Source organism: Martelella sp. NC20 (genome assembly GCF_013459645.1).
Lineage (GTDB): Bacteria > Pseudomonadota > Alphaproteobacteria > Rhizobiales > Rhizobiaceae > Martelella.
The window spans coordinates 2,722,799-2,743,783 of the sequence record NZ_CP054861.1 but is presented as its reverse complement, the minus strand read 5'-3'; the positions used below and the strand labels follow the sequence as shown (position 1 = coordinate 2,743,783).

The following is a 20,985-nucleotide window of genomic DNA, read 5'->3' as shown; positions in this document are numbered from 1 at the left end:
TCTGGGGAGGAGAATGTGACGACAATCGAAAAACTCCGCTATGTCCGGCTCGGCGTCGAAAACCCCTCGGTCGCCGGCCATTTCGCCACCCGTATTCTCGGGCTGCAGCGGATCGATGCGCCGGAGGGGCTGCAGATGTTCCGCTCCGACAATCGCGACCACACGCTTGCCCTCTTTCAGAAGGAAGGCGGACCGGGGGACCAGACGCTCGCAATGGAGGTCAGGAACACCGATGGGCTGGACGCGGTCTGCCAGAAGCTTGCCGCGGCCGGCCATCAGGTCGAGCGCGGCAGCGCGGAGGAATGCGCGGCCCGGCGCTGCCGGGGGCTGGCGTGGTTCACGCTCCGCGACGCGGTGCGCATCGAACTCGTCGTACGCGCGCAGGACAGCGGCTGGCGCTATTTCGGCAGCCGCGATGCCGGCATCACCGAGTTCTTCGGAGTCGCCTTCGCCTCCACCAATGTCGAGGCCGACACGGCGCTGTGGACGGCGATCTTCGGCGGCAAGGTGGCAGATTATGTCGGCGACGCGGTCTATATCGCGCTCGATGACGAGCATCACCGCATCGCCATCCATCCCTCGAACCGCGACGCGATCCTCGAGGTCCAATTCATGGTCGAGGGCCTGCAACAGCTGATGCAGAACAATTATTTCATGCAGTCGGCGCAGGTGGCGATCGTTTCCGGCCCCGGCCGGCGACCCGCCTCGGGCGAGTTGTTCCTGACCTTCAAGGGGCCGGACGGCGTGCTGTTCGGCTTCGTCGCGGAAGGCGACCGTCATCCCTTCCGCGAAGACCGAGTGCCCCGGCAGTTTCCGCATGCAAACGAGAGCTTCTGCGCCTGGGGCAGCCATTCGACCGTGCCGGAATATTCCGCCGGCGTGTGAGCCGGCTCCGGACCTGCAGCATATGTGTAGCCCGAGACAAGATGGAGGAATGGCATGATCAATCTTCAGGACGTCAGTTACGTGCGCATGGGCACCCGCGACATCGAGGGCGCGGAATTCTTCGCCCGGGATTACCTCGGCCTCGAGGTCGAGGACCGGCACAAGGGGTCGGTCTATTTCAAGTCGGACCAGCGCGCCCACACCCTCTGCTATTTCGAGGGCGATCCGGCCGATCAGGCGGTCGGCTTCGTTGTCGGCTCCGAGGCTGATCTCGACCAGGCCGCCGCCTCGCTCGAGGCGCTTCAGACCCCGGTCCATATCGGCACCACGGAAGAAGCCACGTTGCGCAAGGTGAAAAGCTTCATCCGCTTCAGGGACCCGACCGGCAACACGATCGAGCTGGTGGTACGCCCCGAACATTCCGGCCGGCGCTATCATGGCACCCGCGACGCCGGCATCACTGGCTTTTCCCATGTCGGGCTCTGCACCACCAACGCCGCGCGCGACGAGAAATTCTGGACGGAGGTCTGCAATGCGCGGGTTTCCGACCGGATCGGCGATGCACCGCTTCTGAGGATCGACGAGGTGCATCATACGATCGCGCTGTTTCCGACGAACCGCGCCGGCATCCAGCACATCAACCACCAGGTCGAGACCGCCGACGACATCCAGCGCTCCTACAATTTCCTGCGGGAGCGCGATGTCAAGATGGTGTTCGGGCCCGGACGGCACCCGACGTCCACCGCCAAATTTCTCTATTTCGAGGGACCCGATGGCATGGTGTTCGAATATTCCTCCGGCGTGCAGGAAATCGCCGACGAGCTTTTATGGCGCGAACGCCAGTTCCCCGCCGAGCCGAAAGGGTTCTGCAGCTGGGGCGCGGAACCGGACATCAAGGAATTCAAGAACTGAGACCGGGCCGGACGGGCCGCCCGACATAGAGCAGTGGGGCGAGAGGAGAGCGTTCCACGGCAAAAGCAATCAGGCAATCGGGTTTTGAGGGAGGAGAAGCCGATGTTTCTGACCATGCTGTTTTCACTGAAGAAGCGTCCGGGCATACCGCTCGACGTGTTCTATACCTATTGGGTCAACGCCCATGCCGCGCAGATCGCCGCGCGGCTGCCGGGGATCGATCATCTCTGGCTGCATGAGATTTCCTATGAGGACGGGCAGGTGTTTCCGAAGACGGTGGGTGTGGAGTCCTGCCTGGCCGAAGGCGACCGGTTCCAGGGCGTGCCCGAACCGTGCTTCGAAAGCGAGGAGCACCTGCACCAGTTTCTCGGTGCCATGGAACCGCTGATGACCGACGAGGCCAATATCTTCGAGGAAACGGTGGCCTATCCGGCCGTGGGCGACAATTCGAAAACCTTCGTCGACCGCAACACGCCGGCATCGTTTGCCGCACCCCGGCTGCTCAAATTCCTGCTGTTCATCCGCAGGGCCGGAAGCGTCGAGGATTTCCGCCGCTACATGAGAGAAGAGTTCGCCCCGGCGATCGCGGACGATGGAGAGGTCCAGAAGCTGCGCATGCACCTGTTCGAACCCTTCAGCGAGGATTCGCAGATGGCCGATGCCAGTGCCGTCTCCGCGCTCGCCCCGCCGCCGCGCCGTTATGACGCGGCCGTCGAGATCGCCTTCGAGAACGGTCTTGCACTCGCCCGTTTCGCCAATGGCGCCGCATGGCGCGAAGGCGCTGCGGGCCGCGCGAAACACATGGCCGCCTGCCATGCCTTCAAGGTCAACGTCACCCACACTCTGAAGCGCGACGGCGGGCTGACCTTCGAGGGCTTGCGCACGCCGATCATCGCCCGCTCGATCGAGCAGGTGACCGCGATCACGCAATTCAGCGATTCCGTGATGGCATTGCAGAACACGGGGACGAGATGACGGCAGTTTCCGAGCCATCGGACGAACGGCGTGTACGCATGGCCGCGCGCGCCCTTGGCCGGCATGGCCTTGTCCATGCCTATGGCCATTGCAGCGCGCGGCTGGACGAAAGCCATTTCCTGGTCTGCGCCCCGGTTCCGATGGGGCAGATGCCGCGCGAGGCGACCGGCTCGGTCGTGCCGATCGACGGCCCACTGCCCGATGGCGTGCTGGGCGAGGTCCGTATCCACCGGGAGATATATCGACGCCGGTCCGACGTCGGCGGGGTGGTGCGCTCGATGCCGCCGAACCTGATGGCGCTTTCGACGCTGCGGCTGACGCCGAAGATGCGCCACGGCTTTGGCAGTTATTTCTACCCCGGCATCCCGCTCTGGGACGATCCACAACTGATCCGGGACGATGATGCCGCCGCGGCGCTTGCCGAACTGATGGGTGACGGTCGCGGCGTGATGATGCGCGGCAACGGCCTGGTGACGGCGGGCGAAAGCCTCGAGGAGGCGGTGGTGCTGACGTGGTATGGCGAGGATGCCGCCCGCGTCGAGCTTGCCGTGCTTGCAGCCGGAGACGCCGGCAACCCGGCCTTCTTCACGCAAGAGGAGGCAACCCGCCGCGCCACCTGGTCGGGCCGCATCCTGGAGCGGATGTGGGACCACCTGACTTACGGCGACCCGGAGGCCTGACTATCGGAAACCGTCCCGGACGGCGAGCAAGGCCCGGTGGCGGTGTTCATCCCGCAGTCCGGGCCATGCGGAGAGGTCTTCGTATTTCGAAAAGAACGGACCTTCATTTTGACCGCTCAGAACATCCACGATGGCGGCAGCGATGTCATCGGGGGTATCGTCCCAAACGGCGATGCCCTGACGAAAGGCAAGAAGCGGCACACCCGAAACCGAACAACCACCGATTTCGAAATGCAAACCATCATTGATACGGCCTCGCGCCTCCTCATCGACGGCCAGGAAACGCGCATTCATGATCCTGAGCATCGGCTCAGCCTTGCCGTTTTCGAGCGTCGTGATATTCCAGCTTGTCGCCTTCAGCGCGCCGCGCCCGATCGCCGGTCCGATATCGAGCGGCGTCGAATCGAAAAGCTCCGCGCTGGCTGAAAGCCCATAGCCCTTTTCCACCAGAAGCTCCGTCAGAAGACGCACAGAAGACGGACGCGGCGGCGCGAATATTCGTTTGCCGGCAAGATCTTCCGGCCATTCGATCAGCGCGCTGGCGGCGGTAATCCCGAATGCGACGTCATAAAGGCTCGCGGCAAGCTTCAGATCGGGGCAAGGGCGATCATAACCATGCCAGTCCGGCCCGGTCGCGTTGATGGCGGGCAGAAAATCGGCAACCGTGACAATCGGCAACCGGAAGCGTCTTTCCTCAGCAGACATCGCTGCGGGGCGATTGATCGCATCGGGAAGCGCGAGTGCAACCACCTCGTTTTCGAAACCGGCCTCTGCCAGCAGCGCACCGAATGCGAGGTTCAACTCGTGCAGCCGGGTCATCGGCGGGGCGGGTGAGTAAAGGGTCAGTTTCATCCAATCACCTGACTTGGGAGATAAAGGGCGATTTCGGGAAAGACGACCAGCAGGGCGATCATAACCAGCATGGCCAGCCAGAAGGACCAGATGCCCCGGAAAATCCGGCCCATGGGCACATCCGGCGCTATCGATTTCACGATGAAGACGTTGATGCCGACCGGCGGCGAGATCATCCCCATTTCGAGGGCGATGACCACGATGATACCGAACCAGACGAGATCCCAGTCAAGGCCCAGTGCAATCGGTATTACCACCGGAATCGTCAAAACCAGCATGGCCATCGTGTCGAGGAACATGCCGAGTATCAGATAGGCCGCGATGATCACGATCAATACGCCGACATCGCCGATCGGCAGCGCCGTCAGGACGGTAACAAGATGCTGGGGAATTTCCGTGAGCGCCATGAACGGGATGAAAACGAAAGCCCCTATCAGGATGAGGAAGATCGTCGCTGTCGCGGACAAGGTCTGAAGGATCACCTCCCGCATTGCCTTGATGCTGAGGCGCCGCCGCAAAACGGCGACGGCGAAGGCAAAAAACGCGCCGACGGACGAGGCCTCCACCGGCGTGAAAAAGCCGGTATACATGCCGCCGATAACCACCATCACGACCAACAGGATGGGAAGCGCGCTCAACAGCGAACGACTACGCTCAGCCCAGCTCGCCCGCTCCCCCGCCGGCCCCGCCGCGGGGTTCCTCAGCACCGTCAGCATGATCGTGAGAATGAAAAGCGCGGTCAGAAGAATGCCGGGAATGACCCCTGCCATGAACAGCCGTCCGATGCTCTGTTCCGTCAGTACCGCATAGATGATCATGCCGCCGGAGGGGGGGATCAGAAAGCCGAGCGTGCCGCCCGCGGCAACCGCGCCGGTGGCAAGCCCGTCGTCGTAGCGGTAGCGGCGCATGGCCGGAAGCGCGACACGGCCCATCGTCACAGCGGAGGCAAGAGAAGAGCCCGACAGCGCCGCAAAACCTGCGCAGGCGGTGATGGTCGCGGAGGCAAGGCCGCCGCGGAAATGCCCCATCCAGCGATAGGCGGCACGGAAAAGATCCGCCGACATGCCGGAGGCGCCGGCGATATTGCCCATCAGCACGAACATCGGAATGACCAGAAGATTGTAGCTGGACGCCGCCTCGAAGGTCTCGCCGGAAAGATTGGAAAAGGCGATGCGCACGGCCCGCGACCAGGCAAGCTCCGACGGCATGCCGAAAGACAGAAACTTGGCGGCATTGGCAGCGATCGTACCCGCGAAGCCGACCCCCAGCATGGCAAGGGCGACGGGCAAACGGAGCGCCATCAACAAAAACATCAGCGCAAGGCCGAGAATGCCGATCAGCGCCAGCGTCATGAACCGTCTCCGCGCAAAAGGTCGATCTTCGGAATTTTGCCACCGCCGAGAAGAACGCCGAACTCAAGCGCGAGAACCAGCACGTAGACGGAAAAGGACAGCGCCAATGCCCGGTAGAACGGCCCGAACGAGATCATCAGCGTTGGCGAGGACTCTCCGAAGCGGCTTGCCTGTCCGCCGGCCACCCACAACCGCCACGCCAGAAACGCGGTCAGCGCGATGGCGAGCAGTTTCATGGCGGCGAGGCTGAAACGGGCAACAGGTTGGCTCATATGCTCTTCCAGGAGTTCGATTTCGATATGCGCGCCGGTGCGCGCGCCGAAGGGGATCGCAATCGCCACCACCACGACCAGCGCGAGCGTCATCAGGTCCTCGCCGCCCCGAACAGGATCGTTCAGCGCCTTTCGCATCACCAGAACGTTGATCGTCGAGAACGCGGTCATGAAGGCAAGAGCAGTTCCGCCGACGAAAAGCGCCGACCATTTCAGTATGCGGTCGATATGGCCAAGAAGGCCTGGCGTTTCCTGTCCTGTCATGATCGCTCTCTTGTGGTGTGCGCGGCAGCGCAGGGACGCCGCCGCGAATTGTACCGTTTCGGAAGTGGTTCAGTCGTCCACCGCACCGTGCAGATCGGAATAGATCTGGCGGGCGTTGGAAATGCCGCGCGCTTCATACTCGTCAAATATCTGCTCCATGCCCTCGGCGACGGCTGCGTCCATCCTGGCCCGTTCGGCATCGGAGACGGTGATGAACGCGAACGGCAGGTCGCCGGAAGCTTTCATCTTTTCCAGCGCCTGCTGGTCGGCGTTGTGAAAGCTTGCCGAGGCGACGTCGGTGAACGGCTTTCCCTTGAGCGCGTCGATCGCGGCGCGTTGATCTTCCGGCAGCGCCTGGTAACGGTCCTTGTTCATTATGAAATAGACCGTCTGAAACTGCGGCGGGATATTGTCGATGTAATGCGTCGTCACTTCCTGCCAGTTCCACGGCGGCAGCATGTTGTTGTGGGCGGCAATCGCGCCGTCGATCGTGCCGGTGGAAAGCGCGGTATAGACATCGGTGACCGGCATCTGCACCGGCACGGCCCCAAGCGCTTCGATCATCGGCGCCATCTGGGCGGTATAGGGGACAATCTTGGCGCCCTTCCATGAGTCCAGCGTCGACAGGTCCTTGGTGGCCGCAAGCGACGTGCCGGCCGGAAAGCCGATGCCGAGGAACACGACCTCGTCGAACTCGTCGGCGAAAAGATCCCAGTTCTCGATGAAGGCATCGGAAAGCTCAAGCGAGTTCGCGGCCTTGCCGGGCGGGACCGTGAGCATGACCTTCGGGAACAGTTCCGGCGTATAGCCGGCAACGCCGAGCACCACATCGGCCACGCCCTCCACGGCGCGCTTGTATTGCTGCACCGGTCCGGCGCCAAGCTGGCCGCCGGGATAGATGCGCACGGCAAGCTCACCATCGGTGCGCCCGGCGAGTTCATCACCAAACCACTCGAAAACATTGACATTGGTGTGATGCTGCGGCGGCACGAAAGTCGCCACCGAAAGCTCGTCTGCGCATGCCATGCCGGCCGAAACGCCGATGGCAATGGCGGCAAGGCCGCTCGTCCAGGTCTTCATTTTCTTTCTCCTCCCTTTGTCAAGTGCATCGACTGACCGGCATCCGCCCTCCCAAGCCGATGGTCTGATCCGCCGCTTTTGAAAAACCCTGTCTTACATCTCCATTCACCTTCGCCAGGCGATCCGCGGCGCCTGTCAGAACACCAGGTCGCCGCCGTCGATATAAAGCGCGCCGCCGGTCATCATCTGGCCGAGATCGCTCACGGCGAACAGAACGACGCGGGCGATGTCATCGGCGACCGCGATGCGGCCGAGCGGCAGCCGTCCGCCGTAGAGCTCGTGGGCGTCGCCGATATTGCCCATCGCCTGCTCCAGAAACGGCTTCTGGGCGAGTGTGCCCTCCGTGCGCGTCAGCGTCGGACCAACCGCCAGAACGCGGATATCGGAGGGGCCGAATTCGAGCGCGAGCGCCCGCGTCAGCGCCTCGACACCACCCTTGGCGGCGATATAGGCTGCGAGACCGGGGGCCGGCACCTTGTGCACCGTGGTCGAGACCGTGTTGACGATCACACCCGGCCTGCCCGCCGCCGTCATCCGCCGCGCCGCCTCGCGCGCGCCGTAAAACGTCCCGTTGAGATTGATGCCGATGATCCTGTTCCAGTCGCCATCGCTCATGTCGAGCGTCGGGATGACGGGATAGACACCGGCGATATTGGCCCAGCCATCAATGCCGCCGAGCTTTTCGACGGCCGCGTCGGCCGCCGCCGCGACCGAGGCAGGGTCGGTGACATCGATCCTCTGCGCAAGGTGGCCGCTACCCGCAAGGCCGGCCACCGTCGCCTCGGCGGCCTCGACGTTGAGGTCGGCCACCATTACCCGGCCGCCGGCCTCCGCAAGCCGACTGGCCACCGCCCTGCCGATACCGGCCCCCGCACCGGTGACCACATAATTGCGTCCCGCAAGCGAGACCAGAGCTTCCAGCGACTTCCCGCTGACATCCGCGATTGCCATTATCCTGTTCCTTGAAGAGATATGTTTCGGTCAATGGAAGCCCATGCCCGGCCACGCGGAGCGATGCCGGGCATGTTGCTTGCCGTCGGACTGGGTTCAGGCCCCGACGGCTTCTTCCTGCTTTGCATAGATCGGCGCGACGTCGATGAAGACGCGCAGTTCCTTGACCTTGTCATCCTCCGGCCTGATGATCGAAACGCAGGGCAGCACGACATGGCTGCCATCAAGCCGGGTGTAGTCGACCGCCACTTCGAGGATGGTCTCGTCCGCATGATCCCAGCGGTTGACGATGCGGTGGCTGAGCCCCCCGATCGTTGACCAGAAATGGCCGATCGCGCCGGCAATGGCCGCCCGCCCCTCTGCCGCGGGAAAGTTCGCAAACAGCACCCTTGCGTCCGGCGTGTGCATGGCTTCGAAGGCGGCAAGATCCATCGAATCGACGACCTTGTAATATTGCCCGATCAGCGCGCTGCGCTGGTTCTTCAACTTGCGGATCGCGGCGAGCGTGGCATCCACGGCCTTGAGGTAATCGCGCTCGACCACCTTGCCGTATTCGATCTCCTCGGAACTGCCGTCGGCGACACCTTCGAGGCTGAGGGAGAAGCTGAAGCGCAGGCCGAGCCCATCATCGTCTTCTTCGATATCATTGTTGATGGTGCCGAGCACCGTTCCGTCGAGACGGTCGAACCGGACATTGGTCTCGGGCGTCAGCGTCACCTTTTCATGGCAGCGCTCACCGCGAAACTCGATCTCGCGGATGATCGTGTTGTCATCGATGCGCTCGGTCACTTCGCAATGCGTCATGGCGGGAACGAACGGCAGGGCGTTGTTGGCTTTCCTCACCAGTCCCTGCCAGACATCGGAGCGGGTGAGATGCGGCTGGCCCGGCTCGTTGACCGGGATACGACGGCTGACTTCGATCATGGTTTTCTCCTCCTGTTTGCGGCAGCGCCTCCCCGGCGCTGCGAACCGAAACCGCGGGCCTTTCCCCAAGGCGCGGCGAAACAAAATGCCACCATGCGACGCGTTGCTTTGTCGCAGATGAACGTACTGTAACGTATGTTACGATAACGATGCTTTGCGAACTTGTCAAAGTGTTCGCAATCGCCTATTCGAATATTTAACGAGTTCATGCCGACCGGACGCGCCCGGCGCGCTCCGATAGGTCCGCAGGATCTGGGAGAACAGGGTGTCCAATGACGTTCCCGCTACGCAAGCGCTTGATCTGAGCGGCAATTTCGAGCCGCGTCCGGCGGGCGAGGAAGAAAGCAAGCGCGACAGGATCGTGCGGCTCGCCGGAGAGCTGTTTCTCGAACGGGGCTATGATTCCGTTTCGATCAACGACATCATCGATGTTACCGGCGGCTCCAAAGGCACGATTTATTCCAACTTCGGCAGCAAGGAAAAGCTGTTCGAAGCCGTTGTGGAATGGATGTGCGGCGAGGTGACGGTTAAGATCGACATCCGCACGACCGGCACGATCGAGGAACAGCTCACCCGCATCGCCTACAGCTTCGTCAATATAGTACTCAGCACCGAAGTGCTGAAATTCCACCGGCTGATGACGTCGATCGGCCGCGCCTTCCCCGAGGCAGGGCGGCTGTTTTACGACACAGGCCCACGCACGGCCTGCGGCGTCATCGCCTCCTGGATTGCGCTGCAGCAGGAACGCGGTGCGCTGCGGAACGACGTCGACCCCTTTCGCCTCGCCATGCTTTTCCATGATGCGCTGATCGGCGAGGCCATGCTGAAATGGCTGACGTCGGCGGTGAGCGAGGAAAGCCGCGTCGCCCGGATCGACGACACTGTTCGGCTTGCCGTCGATATCTTCCTGAACGGCAGCCGGCCGACCCGCTGATCCTCTTCCCGTTTGGCCCATTATTGGCCTGTTGCGGGCAACCGGACACTTCCGGTTTGACTTTCCCTTCCTTCAATGGCAGCTTAGAAACTGTAACGATCGTTACGGTATGCAGCTCAGGGAGGAGTGAATGCAGAACACATCAACCGTACGTGCCGCCGAGCCGTTACGGCCGGAATTCGACACGATCCTGCAGCGGGTGGCAGCGCTCGGATCACGCTTTGGCGAACGCGCGCCGGCAACCGAAAAGGCCAAGCGTATTTCCGAGGAAACCATGGCCGAACTCCGCGAGACGGGGCTTTTCAAGGTAATGCAGCCGAAACGTTTCGGCGGCTATGAGTATCCGCCCTCGGCGATGGCGCGGGTGGGCTTCGAACTCGGCCGCCATTGCGGCTCGACGGCGTGGTGCGGCACGCTTGCCGTCTGCTTCGGCTGGATGACGGCGTTCTTTCCGCTCGAGGCGCAGGAGGAGGTCTGGGAAGATACCGACAATCTGCTTGCCGTTTCCTATACGCCGACGCCGAAGGTGACGCCAGCCGATGGCGGCTACATGATTGCCGGCTCGTGGCCATGGGCATCCGGCATCGACAGCGCCGCATGGGCCATTCTTGCTGGATTGGTGCCGAACCCGGCGGGGGAAGGCCCGCCGATGCTGTCCTGGTTTCTGGTGCCGGTGACCGACATCACCATCGACCACGACAGCTGGAATGTGGCGGGCCTGCAGGGCACCGGATCGAAGACGGTGCATATCACCGAACCGGTTTTCGTTCCTGCGCACCGCGTCCTGCCGATCAAGGCGGTCATGACGGGCGCGGTCCCCGGCCGTGATATTCCTGACAATCCGCAGGCAAAATACACCTATCCGACCTTCGGTCCCACCGCGCTTGTGTCGCCGATCGTCGGCATGGCCCAGGGCGCAGTCGAGGCATTCACGGAAATTGCGGCGGGGGCGACCCGGCTCGCGCGTCCGGGGGTGTTCGAAAAGGTCGCCGAGAGCAAGCTGATCCAACGGCTCGTGGGCTCCAACGCCGCCCGCGTCGACGCAGCCCGGGTGATGATGCTGATGTCGCTTCAGGAGGGAGAGGCCGTGCTCGATAACGGCGGGACGCTGACGATCGAACAGCGAACCCGCATTCGCCGCAACCATGGCTTCGCCGGCCGGACGGCGGCGGAGGTGACGCAGGAACTCTACAACAAGTCGGGCGCGGCGGCGGCGGGGCTCGATTTCAAGGTGCAACGCCAGTGGCGCGACGCCAATTCGGCTGCCACCCATTCGAGCATAGACTGGGACATGCTTGCCGAAATGTACGGCACGCAGATGCTCGGCCTGCAACCGGTCGGGATATTTTAACGAGAGAAGCCGGGCCGCGATCGCGGACCGGCATCGTCACAGCGCCGGCAGCGAGGTGTGATAGGCTGCATCCTGATAGAGCAGCGGCCGCGTTTCCTCGTCCACATGGGCGCGCAGCACCCGACCGACGAAGATCGTGTGGGTGCCGAAGGGAACGGCCGCGACGCGTGAGCAGATCACGGTGGCATGGGCCGTCGGGAGGATCAGCATGTTTTTCGGGTCGCGAACCCAGCCGCCGGTCGAAAACCGCTCTTCCGGCGCGACCTTGCCCGAAAAGGCCTCGGAGACCTCCGGGTGACTGACACTCAGGACATTGACGGCAAAATAGGGTTGGTTCAGCAACATCGTGTGCAGAAGCGTGCGGTTGTTGAGGCATGCCATCATCGACGGCGGGTCCATCGAGACCGAGGTCACCGCGGTCGCCGTCATGCCATGATCGCGAATGCCGTCATTGGCCGTGATGATGGTTACGGCAGCCGGGTATTTGCGCATGGTGGCGCGGAACTGCAGGCCGATTGCTTCGCTGTCGAGTTCTTCCATTAGCCCCTCCAATTTTATCGATGATAATATATATAAACGATGAAAACTCAAGTTATCGTTTATTTTTTCGTCCATTCATTGCCATGATCATCGATTTATTTATAAATATGGATAGCTATGGATTTATCGATGATAATGATCAAAACCCACAGGATGGAAAACCATGTCCGTGACCGCGCCCCGCAATGCCTTCAAGCGCCGCCTGCTCTCCGGAGAGACGGTTTATGGCCTCTGGATGATGTCCGCGAGCCCGGTGCTCTCGGAAGCGGCCTCGCTTCTCGGCTATGACTGGATGCTGATGGACAGCGAGCATTCCGCCATCGATATCGGCGGTCTGCAGCCGCTGCTTCAGGCTGCGGCCGCCGGGCCAACCGCGCTTTTGGCACGCCCTGCCTGGAACGACCCGGTGCTGATCAAGCGGGTGCTCGACATCGGCGCGCAAACGCTGGTCCTGCCCTTCGTGCAAACGGCGGAGGAAGCCCGGCAGGCGGTGGCCTCCACCCGCTATCCGCCGGAAGGCCGGCGCGGCGTCTCCGCAGCGACGCGCGCGGGGCGGTTTGGGCAGGCAGCCGACTATTTCGCTGTCGCCAATGACGAAATCTGTGTTCTGGTACAGGTCGAGACCCGTGAAGCGATTGAGGCGATCGACGACATAGCGGCGGTCGAGGGCGTAGACGGCGTCTTCATCGGCCCTTCCGATCTTGCGGCATCTCTCGGCCATATCGGCAATCCCGGACATGAGGAGGTCCAGGCTGTGCTCAGATCGGCGCTCGGGCGCATCGTCGCTGCCGGCAAGGTGCCCGGCATTCTTGCGGCCGGCGGAGCGGCAGCGCGGCTTTATGCCGAATGGGGCTATCGCTTCGTCGGCGTCACCAGCGATATCGGCGTTTTCTGCGCCGGAGCCAAGGCTGCGCTCGGTGAAGCGAAGGCCGGGTGACTGTCGTTCCGCGCCGACATGACGGCATGCGATGAGCGCCTGCATGGCGCCGCAAGAGGCGCCGAAATTGCCGCTTTCGCGTTTTGACGTTGCGTAAGGTTTCGAACACGTTCTCAAACCATTGCCGGAGCATCCGCGATCGCGAGGTAGGCCATGTCGACAACCAACCCGGCCAGTCTGCAGGGCATCCGTCTGCGCCACATCCGCTGTTTTCTGGAGATCGCAAGCGAACGCAATATCTCGCGCGCAGCCGCCAACCTCGGGACCGCGCAGCCGGCGCTCTCGCGATCGCTTCGTGAACTGGAGGATCTGCTGGGCAGCCCGCTTTTCGACCGTTCGCGCGACGGGTTGACCCTGACGGATGCGGGACAGACGTTTCACATGCACGTTTTGCGGGGCATGCATGAGATCGCCGAGGGCGTCGGCAGAGTGCGCACCAAGGACAGAAAGCCCGCGCTCGTCATCGGCGCGATGCCGAGCGTGGTGCGGACGCTGCTGCCCGGCTGGATCGCCGAATTCAAGAAACGTCATGGCGACACGAGCGTCAGGATCATAACCGGCTCGAATGCCGATATCATGGACAAGCTGCGCGCAAACGAAATCGAGATGGCGATCGGCGTCGGCGTCGACAGCCAGTCGATGAAGGGTATCCGTTTTGAACGACTGTTCAACGAGGAACTGGTCTTCGCCGTCACGCAAAACCATCCCCTCCGTCAGATAAAGTCGCCCGGTTTCGACGACCTCGACCGCTATCCCGTTATCATCCCCCTCCCCCGCTCGACGATCCGCGAGGACATCGACAATTATCTGGCCTCGATCGGCGCCGGCGCTTTCTCCAACACCATCGAAACAGCCTCGGTGGAGTTCGCTTGCGAATATGCGCGCGAAAATAACGCCATTGTTGTCTTCCCCGTCAGTGCGCTCAAGCCGGAACTCGAATCCGGACGGTTCACCGCTTTGTTCTTCGCCAATATCCGCCTGATCAGCCCCATCGGGCTGGCTTTTCCCCGCGAACGCGAGACCGGCGACATGGCCATCGCCCTCGCCGAGATCATCCGTGACCAAGCGAGCCGAACTCAGAACGACAGAGTCACCATATCAAAAAAAGTATAGTTCTATAAAATATCGATATTTTAATATAATATCTATTGACGGACGAATTGTGGGTAATTAGCGTCAAGCCATCACCGGCGGTTGGTGCGCACGAAATTCTGCCTGGGAGGCAGGCAGGCTCCATTTTCCGCGCTATCGAAAGTCCGCCGGAAAGGGAGGACAAATCATGATTGCCAAGCTGACCGCGCGCGCCGGTATGTTTGCCGTGGCGCTGGCGCCCCTGATGGCGCCGGCCACCGCCAATGCGACCGAGACCATCCTGTTCAACTGCTTCCACGCCCCTCAATATTACACCTGCGCCAAGACTTTGCCTGAAATGGACCGCCTTGTGGATGAAGCGACCGAGGGGCGCGTCAGGGTCCGGATTCCGGCCAAGAGCCTTGCCGGCGCGCCGGATCAGCTCGACGGCGTGCGCGGCGGTGTCATGGACGGCGCGATCTCCTATATCGGCTTTGCCCGCGAGGAGACGCTCGGCCTGCAGATCCCGATGCTGCCCTTCGTCGGCCGCGCCGACGCCTCCGCCTCGTCCGTGGCGCTGTGGGACACCTACCAGAAATTCTTCGCCGGAAAGCCAGGCGAATTCGAGGATGTCGAACTCGTCGCTATCTATGCGATCAACGGATCGGACATATGGTCGCTGACCGACCAGCCGATCATGACCGTGAAGGACATCGCCGACCGCAAGATGTGGGCCGTTTCGGGCACGGTCGCGGACGTCATCAAGACCACCGGCTCGCCGGTGGTCGCAGGTCCCGCGGTGCAGATGCTGGAAATCATTTCCCGCGGCGTCGTCGACGGCTATGCCGGCGTCACCTGGGACACGCTGGAATCATTCAAGCTCGGCGAATATACCAGGTCCGGCACCTTCATGACCCGCAAGATTTCCCAGCCCTCCTTCGCCCTGTTCATCAACAAGGACAAATGGGCGAAGATTGCGCCAGAGGACCAGGTGGCGATCAAGAAGACGCTCGGCCGCGACTATTCAAAATGGTTCGGCGCCATCGTGGACGAGGAATTCGAGGCCGCCCGCGACAAGTTCATCGCCGAGGGCGTCAAGGTCATCGAGCCCGATCCGAGCCTCGAAACGGATCTGGCCGCACTTGCCAAGCCGATGCTCGACGAATGGAAGGCCGCCACTGCGAAGATCGGCGTCGATGGCGACGCGGCGATCGCCTATTTCGAGGATGCCTATGACAAGGCGCTGGCGGAAGAACAGGCCAAGTGAGACCGACCGCCATGTTTGCGCGCATCTACAAGGCGATCGAGACCGTGCTGGCCGTGCTGGCCGGCACCGGATTGCTGGCAATGATGATCCTGACCTTCGCCGACGTCATCGGACGCTATGGCTTCCATCATTCGATCTTCGGCACCGCCGAGTATGTCGAATTCCTGATGGTGGTAACCATCTTCGCCGGCGTCGCCTTCGTCAGCGCCCACAATGAGCACATCACCGTCTCGATCTTCGAGAGCTGGTATTCCCTCCACTTTCCAAACCTGCAGCGTTGGGCGGTGCTGATGGTCACGCTCCTCGTCTATGCGCTGATGACCTTCGAACTCTATCGCCACGCCGGCTCGCTTCTGAAGAGCGGCAAGATGACGGCCGTGCTCTCGCAGCCGCAATGGCTGATGCCGATGGCCGCCGCGATCTTCTCGACCTTGGGCGTCGCCCTGTTCGCCATCGCGATCATCCGCTCGAAAGGGCGGCTTTCGCCCGGCGCGGGAGATCCCGGTTATGAACCCGGCAATGTGGGGATCGAATAGTGGAACTCTCGCTGATCGGCTTCGCCATTCTGCTTTCCCTGTGCTTCCTCGGCTTTCCGCTGGGCTTCACCACGCTTCTGGTCGGCCTCGTCGGCTTTGCCTATACCCGCGACTGGAACTTCGCCGCCGCTTTCACCATGTCCAGCCAGCAGATCATGGAAAGCGGCGCCAATTATGGACTTTCGGTGATCCCGCTGTTCATCGTCATGGGCGCTTTCATCCACCGTTCGAACATATCGGAGGACCTGTTCAGGGCCGCCTATGCGCTTGTCGGCGCGCGGCCGGGCGGTCTTGCCCATGCCACGGTGCTCGCCTGCGCCGGATTCTCGGCCGTCTCCGGCTCGTCGCTCGCAACGGCCGCGACGATGACCAGGGTGGCGATGCCGCATATGCGCCGCTACGGCTATGACGATCGCCTGTCATCGGGCGTGGTGGCCGCCGGCGGCACGCTCGGGATCATGATCCCGCCCTCCGTGCCGCTGGTAATCTATGCGCTGGTGGCCGAGCAGGATGTCGGCAAGCTGTTCGTCGCCGCCTTCATCCCCGGCATTCTTCTCGTCGCACTCTATCTCGGCGCCGTTGCCATTTCGGTCTGGCTCAAGCCGGGCCTCGGCCGCGCCGGCGCGCCGATGAGCCGTGCCGAACGCCTTGCCGCCTATGCCAGGGTCTGGCCTATCGTGGCGCTGTTCATCATCGTGCTGGGCGGCATCTATTTCGGCATCTGCTCGCCGACCGAGGCCGCCGGGATCGGAGCCGTCGGAGCCGCGGCCTTCGCCGTCATGCGCGGCTATGTCCGCTCGGTTGCCGCGCTCTACCGGATCCTGATCGAATCCTGCCGCACCACCGCGATGCTGTTCGTCGTCATCTTCGGTGCCCAGGTGTTCGCCAATTTCATCAATCTCACCGGCCTGCCCTATGAGCTGGTTTCGATCGTGGAGACATTCCATCTCGGTCCGCTCGGCCTCGTGCTCAGCATATGCCTGATCTCGATCGTGATGGGCATGATCTTCGATTCCATCGGCATCCTGCTGCTGATCGTGCCGGTCTTCCTGCCGTCGCTGCTGACCCTCGACGTCAACCTCGTCTGGTTCGGCATCATCATGATCGTCGTGGTGGAGATGGGTCTCATCACTCCGCCGATCGGCATGAATGTCTTCACCGTACGCTCCGTGATGCCGGATATACGGCTCGGCGCGATTTTCTCCGGCGTGGTCTCCTTCGTCATCGCCGATGCGGTGGCGCTCGCGATCCTGATCGCCTTTCCGATCGTCGCGCTCGGCCTGCTGGCATGGTGACAAACATGAATGAGGTGGTTCTGAAATGAATGTCTTGTGGATCATGTGCGACCAGTTGCGCTTCGACTATCTGTCCTGCGCCGGCCATCCGACCTTGGAAACCCCGAATATCGACGCGCTGGCCGCGCGTGGCGTCCGTTTCGACCGCGCCTATGTGCAATCGCCGATCTGCGCCCCTTCGCGGATGAGCGCCTATACCGGCCGCTACTGCCGCTCGCACGGCTCGACCTGGAACGGCTTTCCGCTGCGCATCGGCGAGCCGACGCTAGGTGATCACCTGAGAAAGATAGGGGTGCGCCCGGTGCTGGTCGGCAAGACCCACATGGTTCCCGACAGGGCCGGGATGGAATGGCTCGGCATCGACCCCGCCTCGCCCGTCGGCCGCAACCATGCCGAATGCGGCTTCGAACCCTTCATCCGCGACGACGGCATCCATCCGGACGGACCGCTCGCCGAGCCGGAGTTGAGCTACAACCGCTATCTGCGCGAAAACGGCTACGGCGGCGACAACCCTTGGGAGGAATGGGCGAACGCCACCGAAGACAAGGACGGTAGCGCCCATTCGGGCTGGCTGATGCGCTACAACGGCCTGCCGGCCCGCGTCCCGGACGAACATTCCGAAACGCCCTATATGACCCGCAAGGCGATGGAATTCATGGAGACCGCCGGCGATGGTCCGTGGCTCTGCCATCTGTCCTTCATCAAGCCGCACTGGCCCTATGTGGTGCCGGCGCCCTACAACGACATGTATGGCAAGGACGACATCCAGGCGGCGATCCGTCACGACCGGGAGCGCGACGGCGACCATGCCCATCCGGTGTTCCGGGCGTTTCAGCAGTCGCGCATCTGCCGCGGCTTCGTCGACGAGGCGGTCCGGGAGGCGATCATTCCGCCCTATATGGGCCTGATCAGGCAGGTCGACGACCAGTTGGGCGAGCTCTTCGCCTTCATGGAAGCGCGCGGGATGATGGACGACACGATGATCGTGTTCTCCTCCGACCATGGCGACTATCTCGGTGACCACTGGATGGGCGAGAAGGACCAGTTCCACGATGTCTCCGCGCGCGTGCCGCTGATCATCTGCGATCCCCGCAGCAAGGCCGACGCCACGCGCGGCATGGTGCGCGCCGACCTCGTCGAATATATCGACCTCGCGCCGACCTTCCTCGACGCCTTCGGCGGCGCACCGCTGCCGCACATCCTCGAGGGCCGCAGCCTGATGCCGCTGCTGCATGACAGGGCAGAGCCCGAGGCCTGGCGACAATACGCGATCTCCGAATACGACTACTCGACCCGCTACGCCCGCATCGCCCTCGACGTGCCGCCGGAGGACGCGCGCATGACCATGGTCTGTGATGCCCGGTGGAAATACATCCACGCCGAGGGCTTCCGTCCGATGCTGTTCGACCTCGAAAACGATCCGCTGGAGCTCAACGACCTTGGCGCCGATCCGGCGCATGAGGCCGTGCGCAACCGCATGTACGAGGCGTTGTGCGCCTGGTCGCGCAAATTCCACACCCGCATCACCGTCCCGGCAGCCCTGGTCGAGCGCAATACCAATGTCGAAGTGCCCGGCGTCTATATCGGCGTGTGGGACGAGACGGATCTGAAGCGACACTTTCCAAACGCCACCCCACAGCCCTGAACGGTCCGGCGGCAAGGACAGAAGCGAAACAACGAACATGGCCATGACCTCAACAGAAAAACAGGCGCCGGAAGGCGCGCAGGCGGCAGCAAGCCGGGTCGGGCTCTGGAAGAGGCTGACCGTCTTCGACGAGGCCGGCCTGGTGCTCGGCGTGCTGGTGCTGGTGCTCGCCATCGGCATTCCCCATCCCGAGCTTTTCTCCCCCGGCTCGATCAAGACGCTGCTGCGCGATGCCGCCTTCGTCGGCATGATGGTTTTCGGCATGGTGTTCCTGATCTCGATGGTCGAGATCGACCTGTCCGTCGGCGGCATGTATGCCGTCAGCGCCACTTCCGCAGCACTTCTGATCAAGGCCGGGATCGACCCCTGGGTCGCCTTCGCCGCCGCCCTTGCCGTCGGCGCGGCGCTTGGCGCGATCAACGGTCTCCTGACGGTGCTTCTCGACGTACCGATGATCATCGTCACGCTCGGCACGCTGTCAGCCTATTTCGGGCTCAACCTGATCATTTCCGGCGGACGACCGATCTTCGGCATGCCGCGCGATCATTCGTTCTTCCAGTTTTTCGGCGGCGAAATCCTTGGCCTGCCCACCCCTTCCTGGATCCTGCTGATCGCGCTTGTGGTCCTGCATTTCGTCTTCAAGCGCACCCGCTTCGGCGCGACGGTGCGCGCCATCGGGGCGAACCGGGCGGCCGCTGAATTCATCGGCATCCGTGTCGGCGCCACCCGCATCATGGTGACCACGTTGGTCGGCGTGCTCTGCGCCCTTTCCGGCTGCATGACGCTCGCCTTCTTCAAGGCGGTCGACCCGTCGATGGGGCTTTCGAAGGAGCTGCTGGTGATCGCCGCCGCCGTGATCGGCGGCACCTCGCTTGCCGGCGGCACCGGCACGCTGATCGGCGCGCTGCTTGGCGTGTTCGTGATCTCGCTGATCAACACCGCCGTCGTGTTCTACAACATCGACCCCAATTACAGCCGCTTCGTCACCGGCTGCGTCATTCTCGGCGCGATCGCCCTCGACCGCTTTCTGAAAAGGCGCAATGCCGAGAAACCCTGACCAGCTTGCCAGCGCCCAACAGGGCCAAACACGGGAGGAACTCACAATGAAACCGATGAATATCCGCAGACGACTGCTTCTTGCGGCAGCGGCCGGCGCCGCCCTGACGGCGGCGACCCTGCCCGGCAGCGCGCTTGCCGCCGATGATCCGATCCGCATCTCCTTCATCCAGGCTCTGACCGCCGGGGAATGGAACACCGAGATCCTGGCCGGGGCCGAGGCCGCCGTCGCCGATCTCGGCTTCCCTGTCGACCTCAAGGTCGTCGGACCGACCAATTTCGATCCGGGCCAGCAGGCGATGATGATGATGCAGGAAACCCAGACCGCGCCCGACGCGCTGATCGTGACCAATGTCGCCCCGGCGCTGTTCACCGAGCCCGCGCTTCAGGCCGAGGAGGCCGGCGTGAAGGTGGTGTGGATCAACGCCGCCCCGACCGAGGAATTCGCCGACAGCCTGTTCGTCTCCAACGATCCGGCAGCCCAGGGCGCGGTCTCGGCGGACTCGATTGCGGCCACACTTGAGGAAAAACTCGGCAAGCCGCGCACCGATATCGAGGGCACGGTCGTTGTCGGCCTCTGCGTTCCCGGCCTTTCGACGCTGGAAAACCGGGTCACCGGCTTCCGCGCGGCGATGGCGACGGCGCTTCCCAAGGTGACGGTGCTTCCAACCATCGAAACCAAGCCGGATCGCGAGGGCGCGTTTCTCGCCTGGAGCCAGGCGATGCAGCGCACGCCCGATGCGCTTGCCTATGTCGATGCCTGCGAGCCGGGCATTCAGGCCAATATCAAGATCATCGAGGATGACGGGCTCGACGCGATCACCGTCGCGATGGATTCGCCGGAAGACGTCCGCCTCGGCGTCAAGGACGGAAGCGTGACCGGCATCGTCAACTCCTCGTTCTTCACCCAGGCCTATGTCGCGACCTACCTCACCGCCAAGTCGATCCATGACGGTACGCCGCTTCCACAGGGCTGGCTCAAGATCGATCCGCGCCTGATCGCCGCCGACGACATCGATGCCTATATCGACGCCTGGACGGACCCGGAGGCCAGGCTGACCGTGTTCCACCGGCCCGATATCGACGCGGCACTGGAAAAGGCAACCTCCGGCAATCTCGCCGTCTCCAGCACCTACGATACGCCGGAGCTCGACTGAACCTGCGGCGCGGAGGGGACAAAGTCCCCTCCGCCCACCGGGAAGACCG

21 protein-coding genes are annotated in these 20,985 nt (G+C 62.8%); 14 read left to right on the top strand and 7 right to left on the bottom strand.

What is annotated here, in order from left to right:
* Positions 1–15 precede the first annotated feature (15 nt).
* The 4 genes from HQ843_RS13055 to HQ843_RS13040 all read left to right on the top strand — a co-directional run bounded on the left by HQ843_RS13055 (position 16) and on the right by HQ843_RS13040 (position 3,452).
* A complete protein-coding gene (locus HQ843_RS13055) occupies positions 16–885 on the top strand; it encodes a VOC family protein (protein ID WP_180897906.1) in 870 nt (289 codons plus the stop codon).
* Positions 886–939: 54 nt separating this feature from the next.
* Complete coding sequence (locus HQ843_RS13050) at positions 940–1,797, top strand: VOC family protein (protein WP_180897907.1); 858 nt, start codon at positions 940–942, stop codon at positions 1,795–1,797.
* Between the two features lie 102 nt (positions 1,798–1,899).
* Positions 1,900–2,772, top strand: a complete 873-nt coding sequence (locus HQ843_RS13045) for a hypothetical protein (protein WP_180897908.1) — start codon at positions 1,900–1,902, stop codon at positions 2,770–2,772.
* Entirely contained in the window at positions 2,769–3,452 is a 684-nt protein-coding gene (locus HQ843_RS13040; protein WP_180903503.1) for a class II aldolase/adducin family protein, read from the top strand. Before HQ843_RS13045 ends, HQ843_RS13040 begins: the two co-directional genes overlap by 4 nt.
* On the opposite strand, the gene HQ843_RS13035 is transcribed toward HQ843_RS13040, so the two are convergent.
* From HQ843_RS13035 to HQ843_RS13010, 6 genes are all read right to left on the bottom strand, one after another.
* Entirely contained in the window at positions 3,453–4,304 is an 852-nt protein-coding gene (locus HQ843_RS13035; protein WP_180897909.1) for a TAXI family TRAP transporter solute-binding subunit, read from the bottom strand.
* Complete coding sequence (locus HQ843_RS13030; protein WP_180897910.1) at positions 4,301–5,656, bottom strand: TRAP transporter large permease; 1,356 nt, start codon at positions 5,654–5,656, stop codon at positions 4,301–4,303. Before HQ843_RS13030 ends, HQ843_RS13035 begins: the two co-directional genes overlap by 4 nt.
* The gene (locus HQ843_RS13025) at positions 5,653–6,192 is read right to left on the bottom strand and encodes a TRAP transporter small permease (RefSeq protein WP_180897911.1); all 540 of its coding nucleotides are present in this window, start codon (positions 6,190–6,192) and stop codon (positions 5,653–5,655) included. The genes HQ843_RS13030 and HQ843_RS13025 overlap by 4 nt, the downstream gene beginning before the upstream one ends.
* Before the next feature lie 69 nt (positions 6,193–6,261).
* Positions 6,262–7,272: a TRAP transporter substrate-binding protein gene (locus tag HQ843_RS13020; protein WP_180897912.1), complete on the bottom strand. Its 1,011-nt coding sequence runs from the start codon at positions 7,270–7,272 to the stop codon at positions 6,262–6,264.
* A gap of 135 nt (positions 7,273–7,407) precedes the next feature.
* Positions 7,408–8,223, bottom strand: coding sequence for an SDR family NAD(P)-dependent oxidoreductase (locus HQ843_RS13015; RefSeq protein ID WP_180897913.1), 816 nt, complete (start codon positions 8,221–8,223; stop codon positions 7,408–7,410).
* 96 nt (positions 8,224–8,319) lie between these two features.
* Positions 8,320–9,147, bottom strand: a complete 828-nt coding sequence (locus tag HQ843_RS13010) for an AtaL-like protein (RefSeq protein WP_180897914.1) — start codon at positions 9,145–9,147, stop codon at positions 8,320–8,322.
* A 265-nt stretch (positions 9,148–9,412) separates the two neighbouring features.
* Here HQ843_RS13010 and HQ843_RS13005 point away from each other — a divergent pair, with 265 nt between their 5' ends.
* Together HQ843_RS13005 and HQ843_RS13000 are read left to right on the top strand one after the other, a co-directional pair.
* A complete protein-coding gene (locus HQ843_RS13005; protein WP_180897915.1) occupies positions 9,413–10,081 on the top strand; it encodes a TetR/AcrR family transcriptional regulator in 669 nt (222 codons plus the stop codon).
* Positions 10,082–10,211: 130 nt separating this feature from the next.
* Positions 10,212–11,432 (top strand): acyl-CoA dehydrogenase family protein, encoded by a 1,221-nt coding sequence (locus HQ843_RS13000; RefSeq protein WP_180897916.1) that lies wholly within the window; start codon positions 10,212–10,214, stop codon positions 11,430–11,432.
* Positions 11,433–11,468: 36 nt separating this feature from the next.
* Here HQ843_RS13000 and HQ843_RS12995 read toward each other — a convergent pair whose 3' ends face one another.
* Positions 11,469–11,972: a flavin reductase family protein gene (locus HQ843_RS12995; protein ID WP_180897917.1), complete on the bottom strand. Its 504-nt coding sequence runs from the start codon at positions 11,970–11,972 to the stop codon at positions 11,469–11,471.
* A 163-nt stretch (positions 11,973–12,135) separates the two neighbouring features.
* Between HQ843_RS12995 and HQ843_RS12990 the strand changes: the two genes are divergently transcribed.
* The 8 genes from HQ843_RS12990 to HQ843_RS12955 all read left to right on the top strand — a co-directional run bounded on the left by HQ843_RS12990 (position 12,136) and on the right by HQ843_RS12955 (position 20,936).
* Positions 12,136–12,909, top strand: coding sequence for an HpcH/HpaI aldolase family protein (locus tag HQ843_RS12990; protein ID WP_180897918.1), 774 nt, complete (start codon positions 12,136–12,138; stop codon positions 12,907–12,909).
* Positions 12,910–13,062: 153 nt separating this feature from the next.
* A complete protein-coding gene (locus HQ843_RS12985; protein ID WP_180897919.1) occupies positions 13,063–14,022 on the top strand; it encodes a LysR substrate-binding domain-containing protein in 960 nt (319 codons plus the stop codon).
* Positions 14,023–14,188: 166 nt separating this feature from the next.
* The gene (gene dctP / locus HQ843_RS12980; RefSeq protein WP_180897920.1) at positions 14,189–15,247 is read left to right on the top strand and encodes a TRAP transporter substrate-binding protein DctP; all 1,059 of its coding nucleotides are present in this window, start codon (positions 14,189–14,191) and stop codon (positions 15,245–15,247) included.
* A gap of 11 nt (positions 15,248–15,258) precedes the next feature.
* The gene (locus HQ843_RS12975; RefSeq protein WP_180897921.1) at positions 15,259–15,783 is read left to right on the top strand and encodes a TRAP transporter small permease; all 525 of its coding nucleotides are present in this window, start codon (positions 15,259–15,261) and stop codon (positions 15,781–15,783) included.
* Positions 15,783–17,078 carry a TRAP transporter large permease gene (locus tag HQ843_RS12970; protein WP_180897922.1) on the top strand — a complete coding sequence of 432 codons (1,296 nt, stop codon included), beginning with the start codon at positions 15,783–15,785 and terminating at the stop codon, positions 17,076–17,078. Before HQ843_RS12975 ends, HQ843_RS12970 begins: the two co-directional genes overlap by 1 nt.
* Before the next feature lie 25 nt (positions 17,079–17,103).
* Complete coding sequence (locus HQ843_RS12965) at positions 17,104–18,723, top strand: alkaline phosphatase family protein (protein WP_180897923.1); 1,620 nt, start codon at positions 17,104–17,106, stop codon at positions 18,721–18,723.
* Positions 18,724–18,766: 43 nt separating this feature from the next.
* Entirely contained in the window at positions 18,767–19,780 is a 1,014-nt protein-coding gene (locus tag HQ843_RS12960) for an ABC transporter permease (protein WP_180897924.1), read from the top strand.
* A gap of 46 nt (positions 19,781–19,826) precedes the next feature.
* A complete protein-coding gene (locus HQ843_RS12955; protein WP_246710373.1) occupies positions 19,827–20,936 on the top strand; it encodes a sugar ABC transporter substrate-binding protein in 1,110 nt (369 codons plus the stop codon).
* The last annotated feature ends 49 nt before the right edge of the window (positions 20,937–20,985 follow it).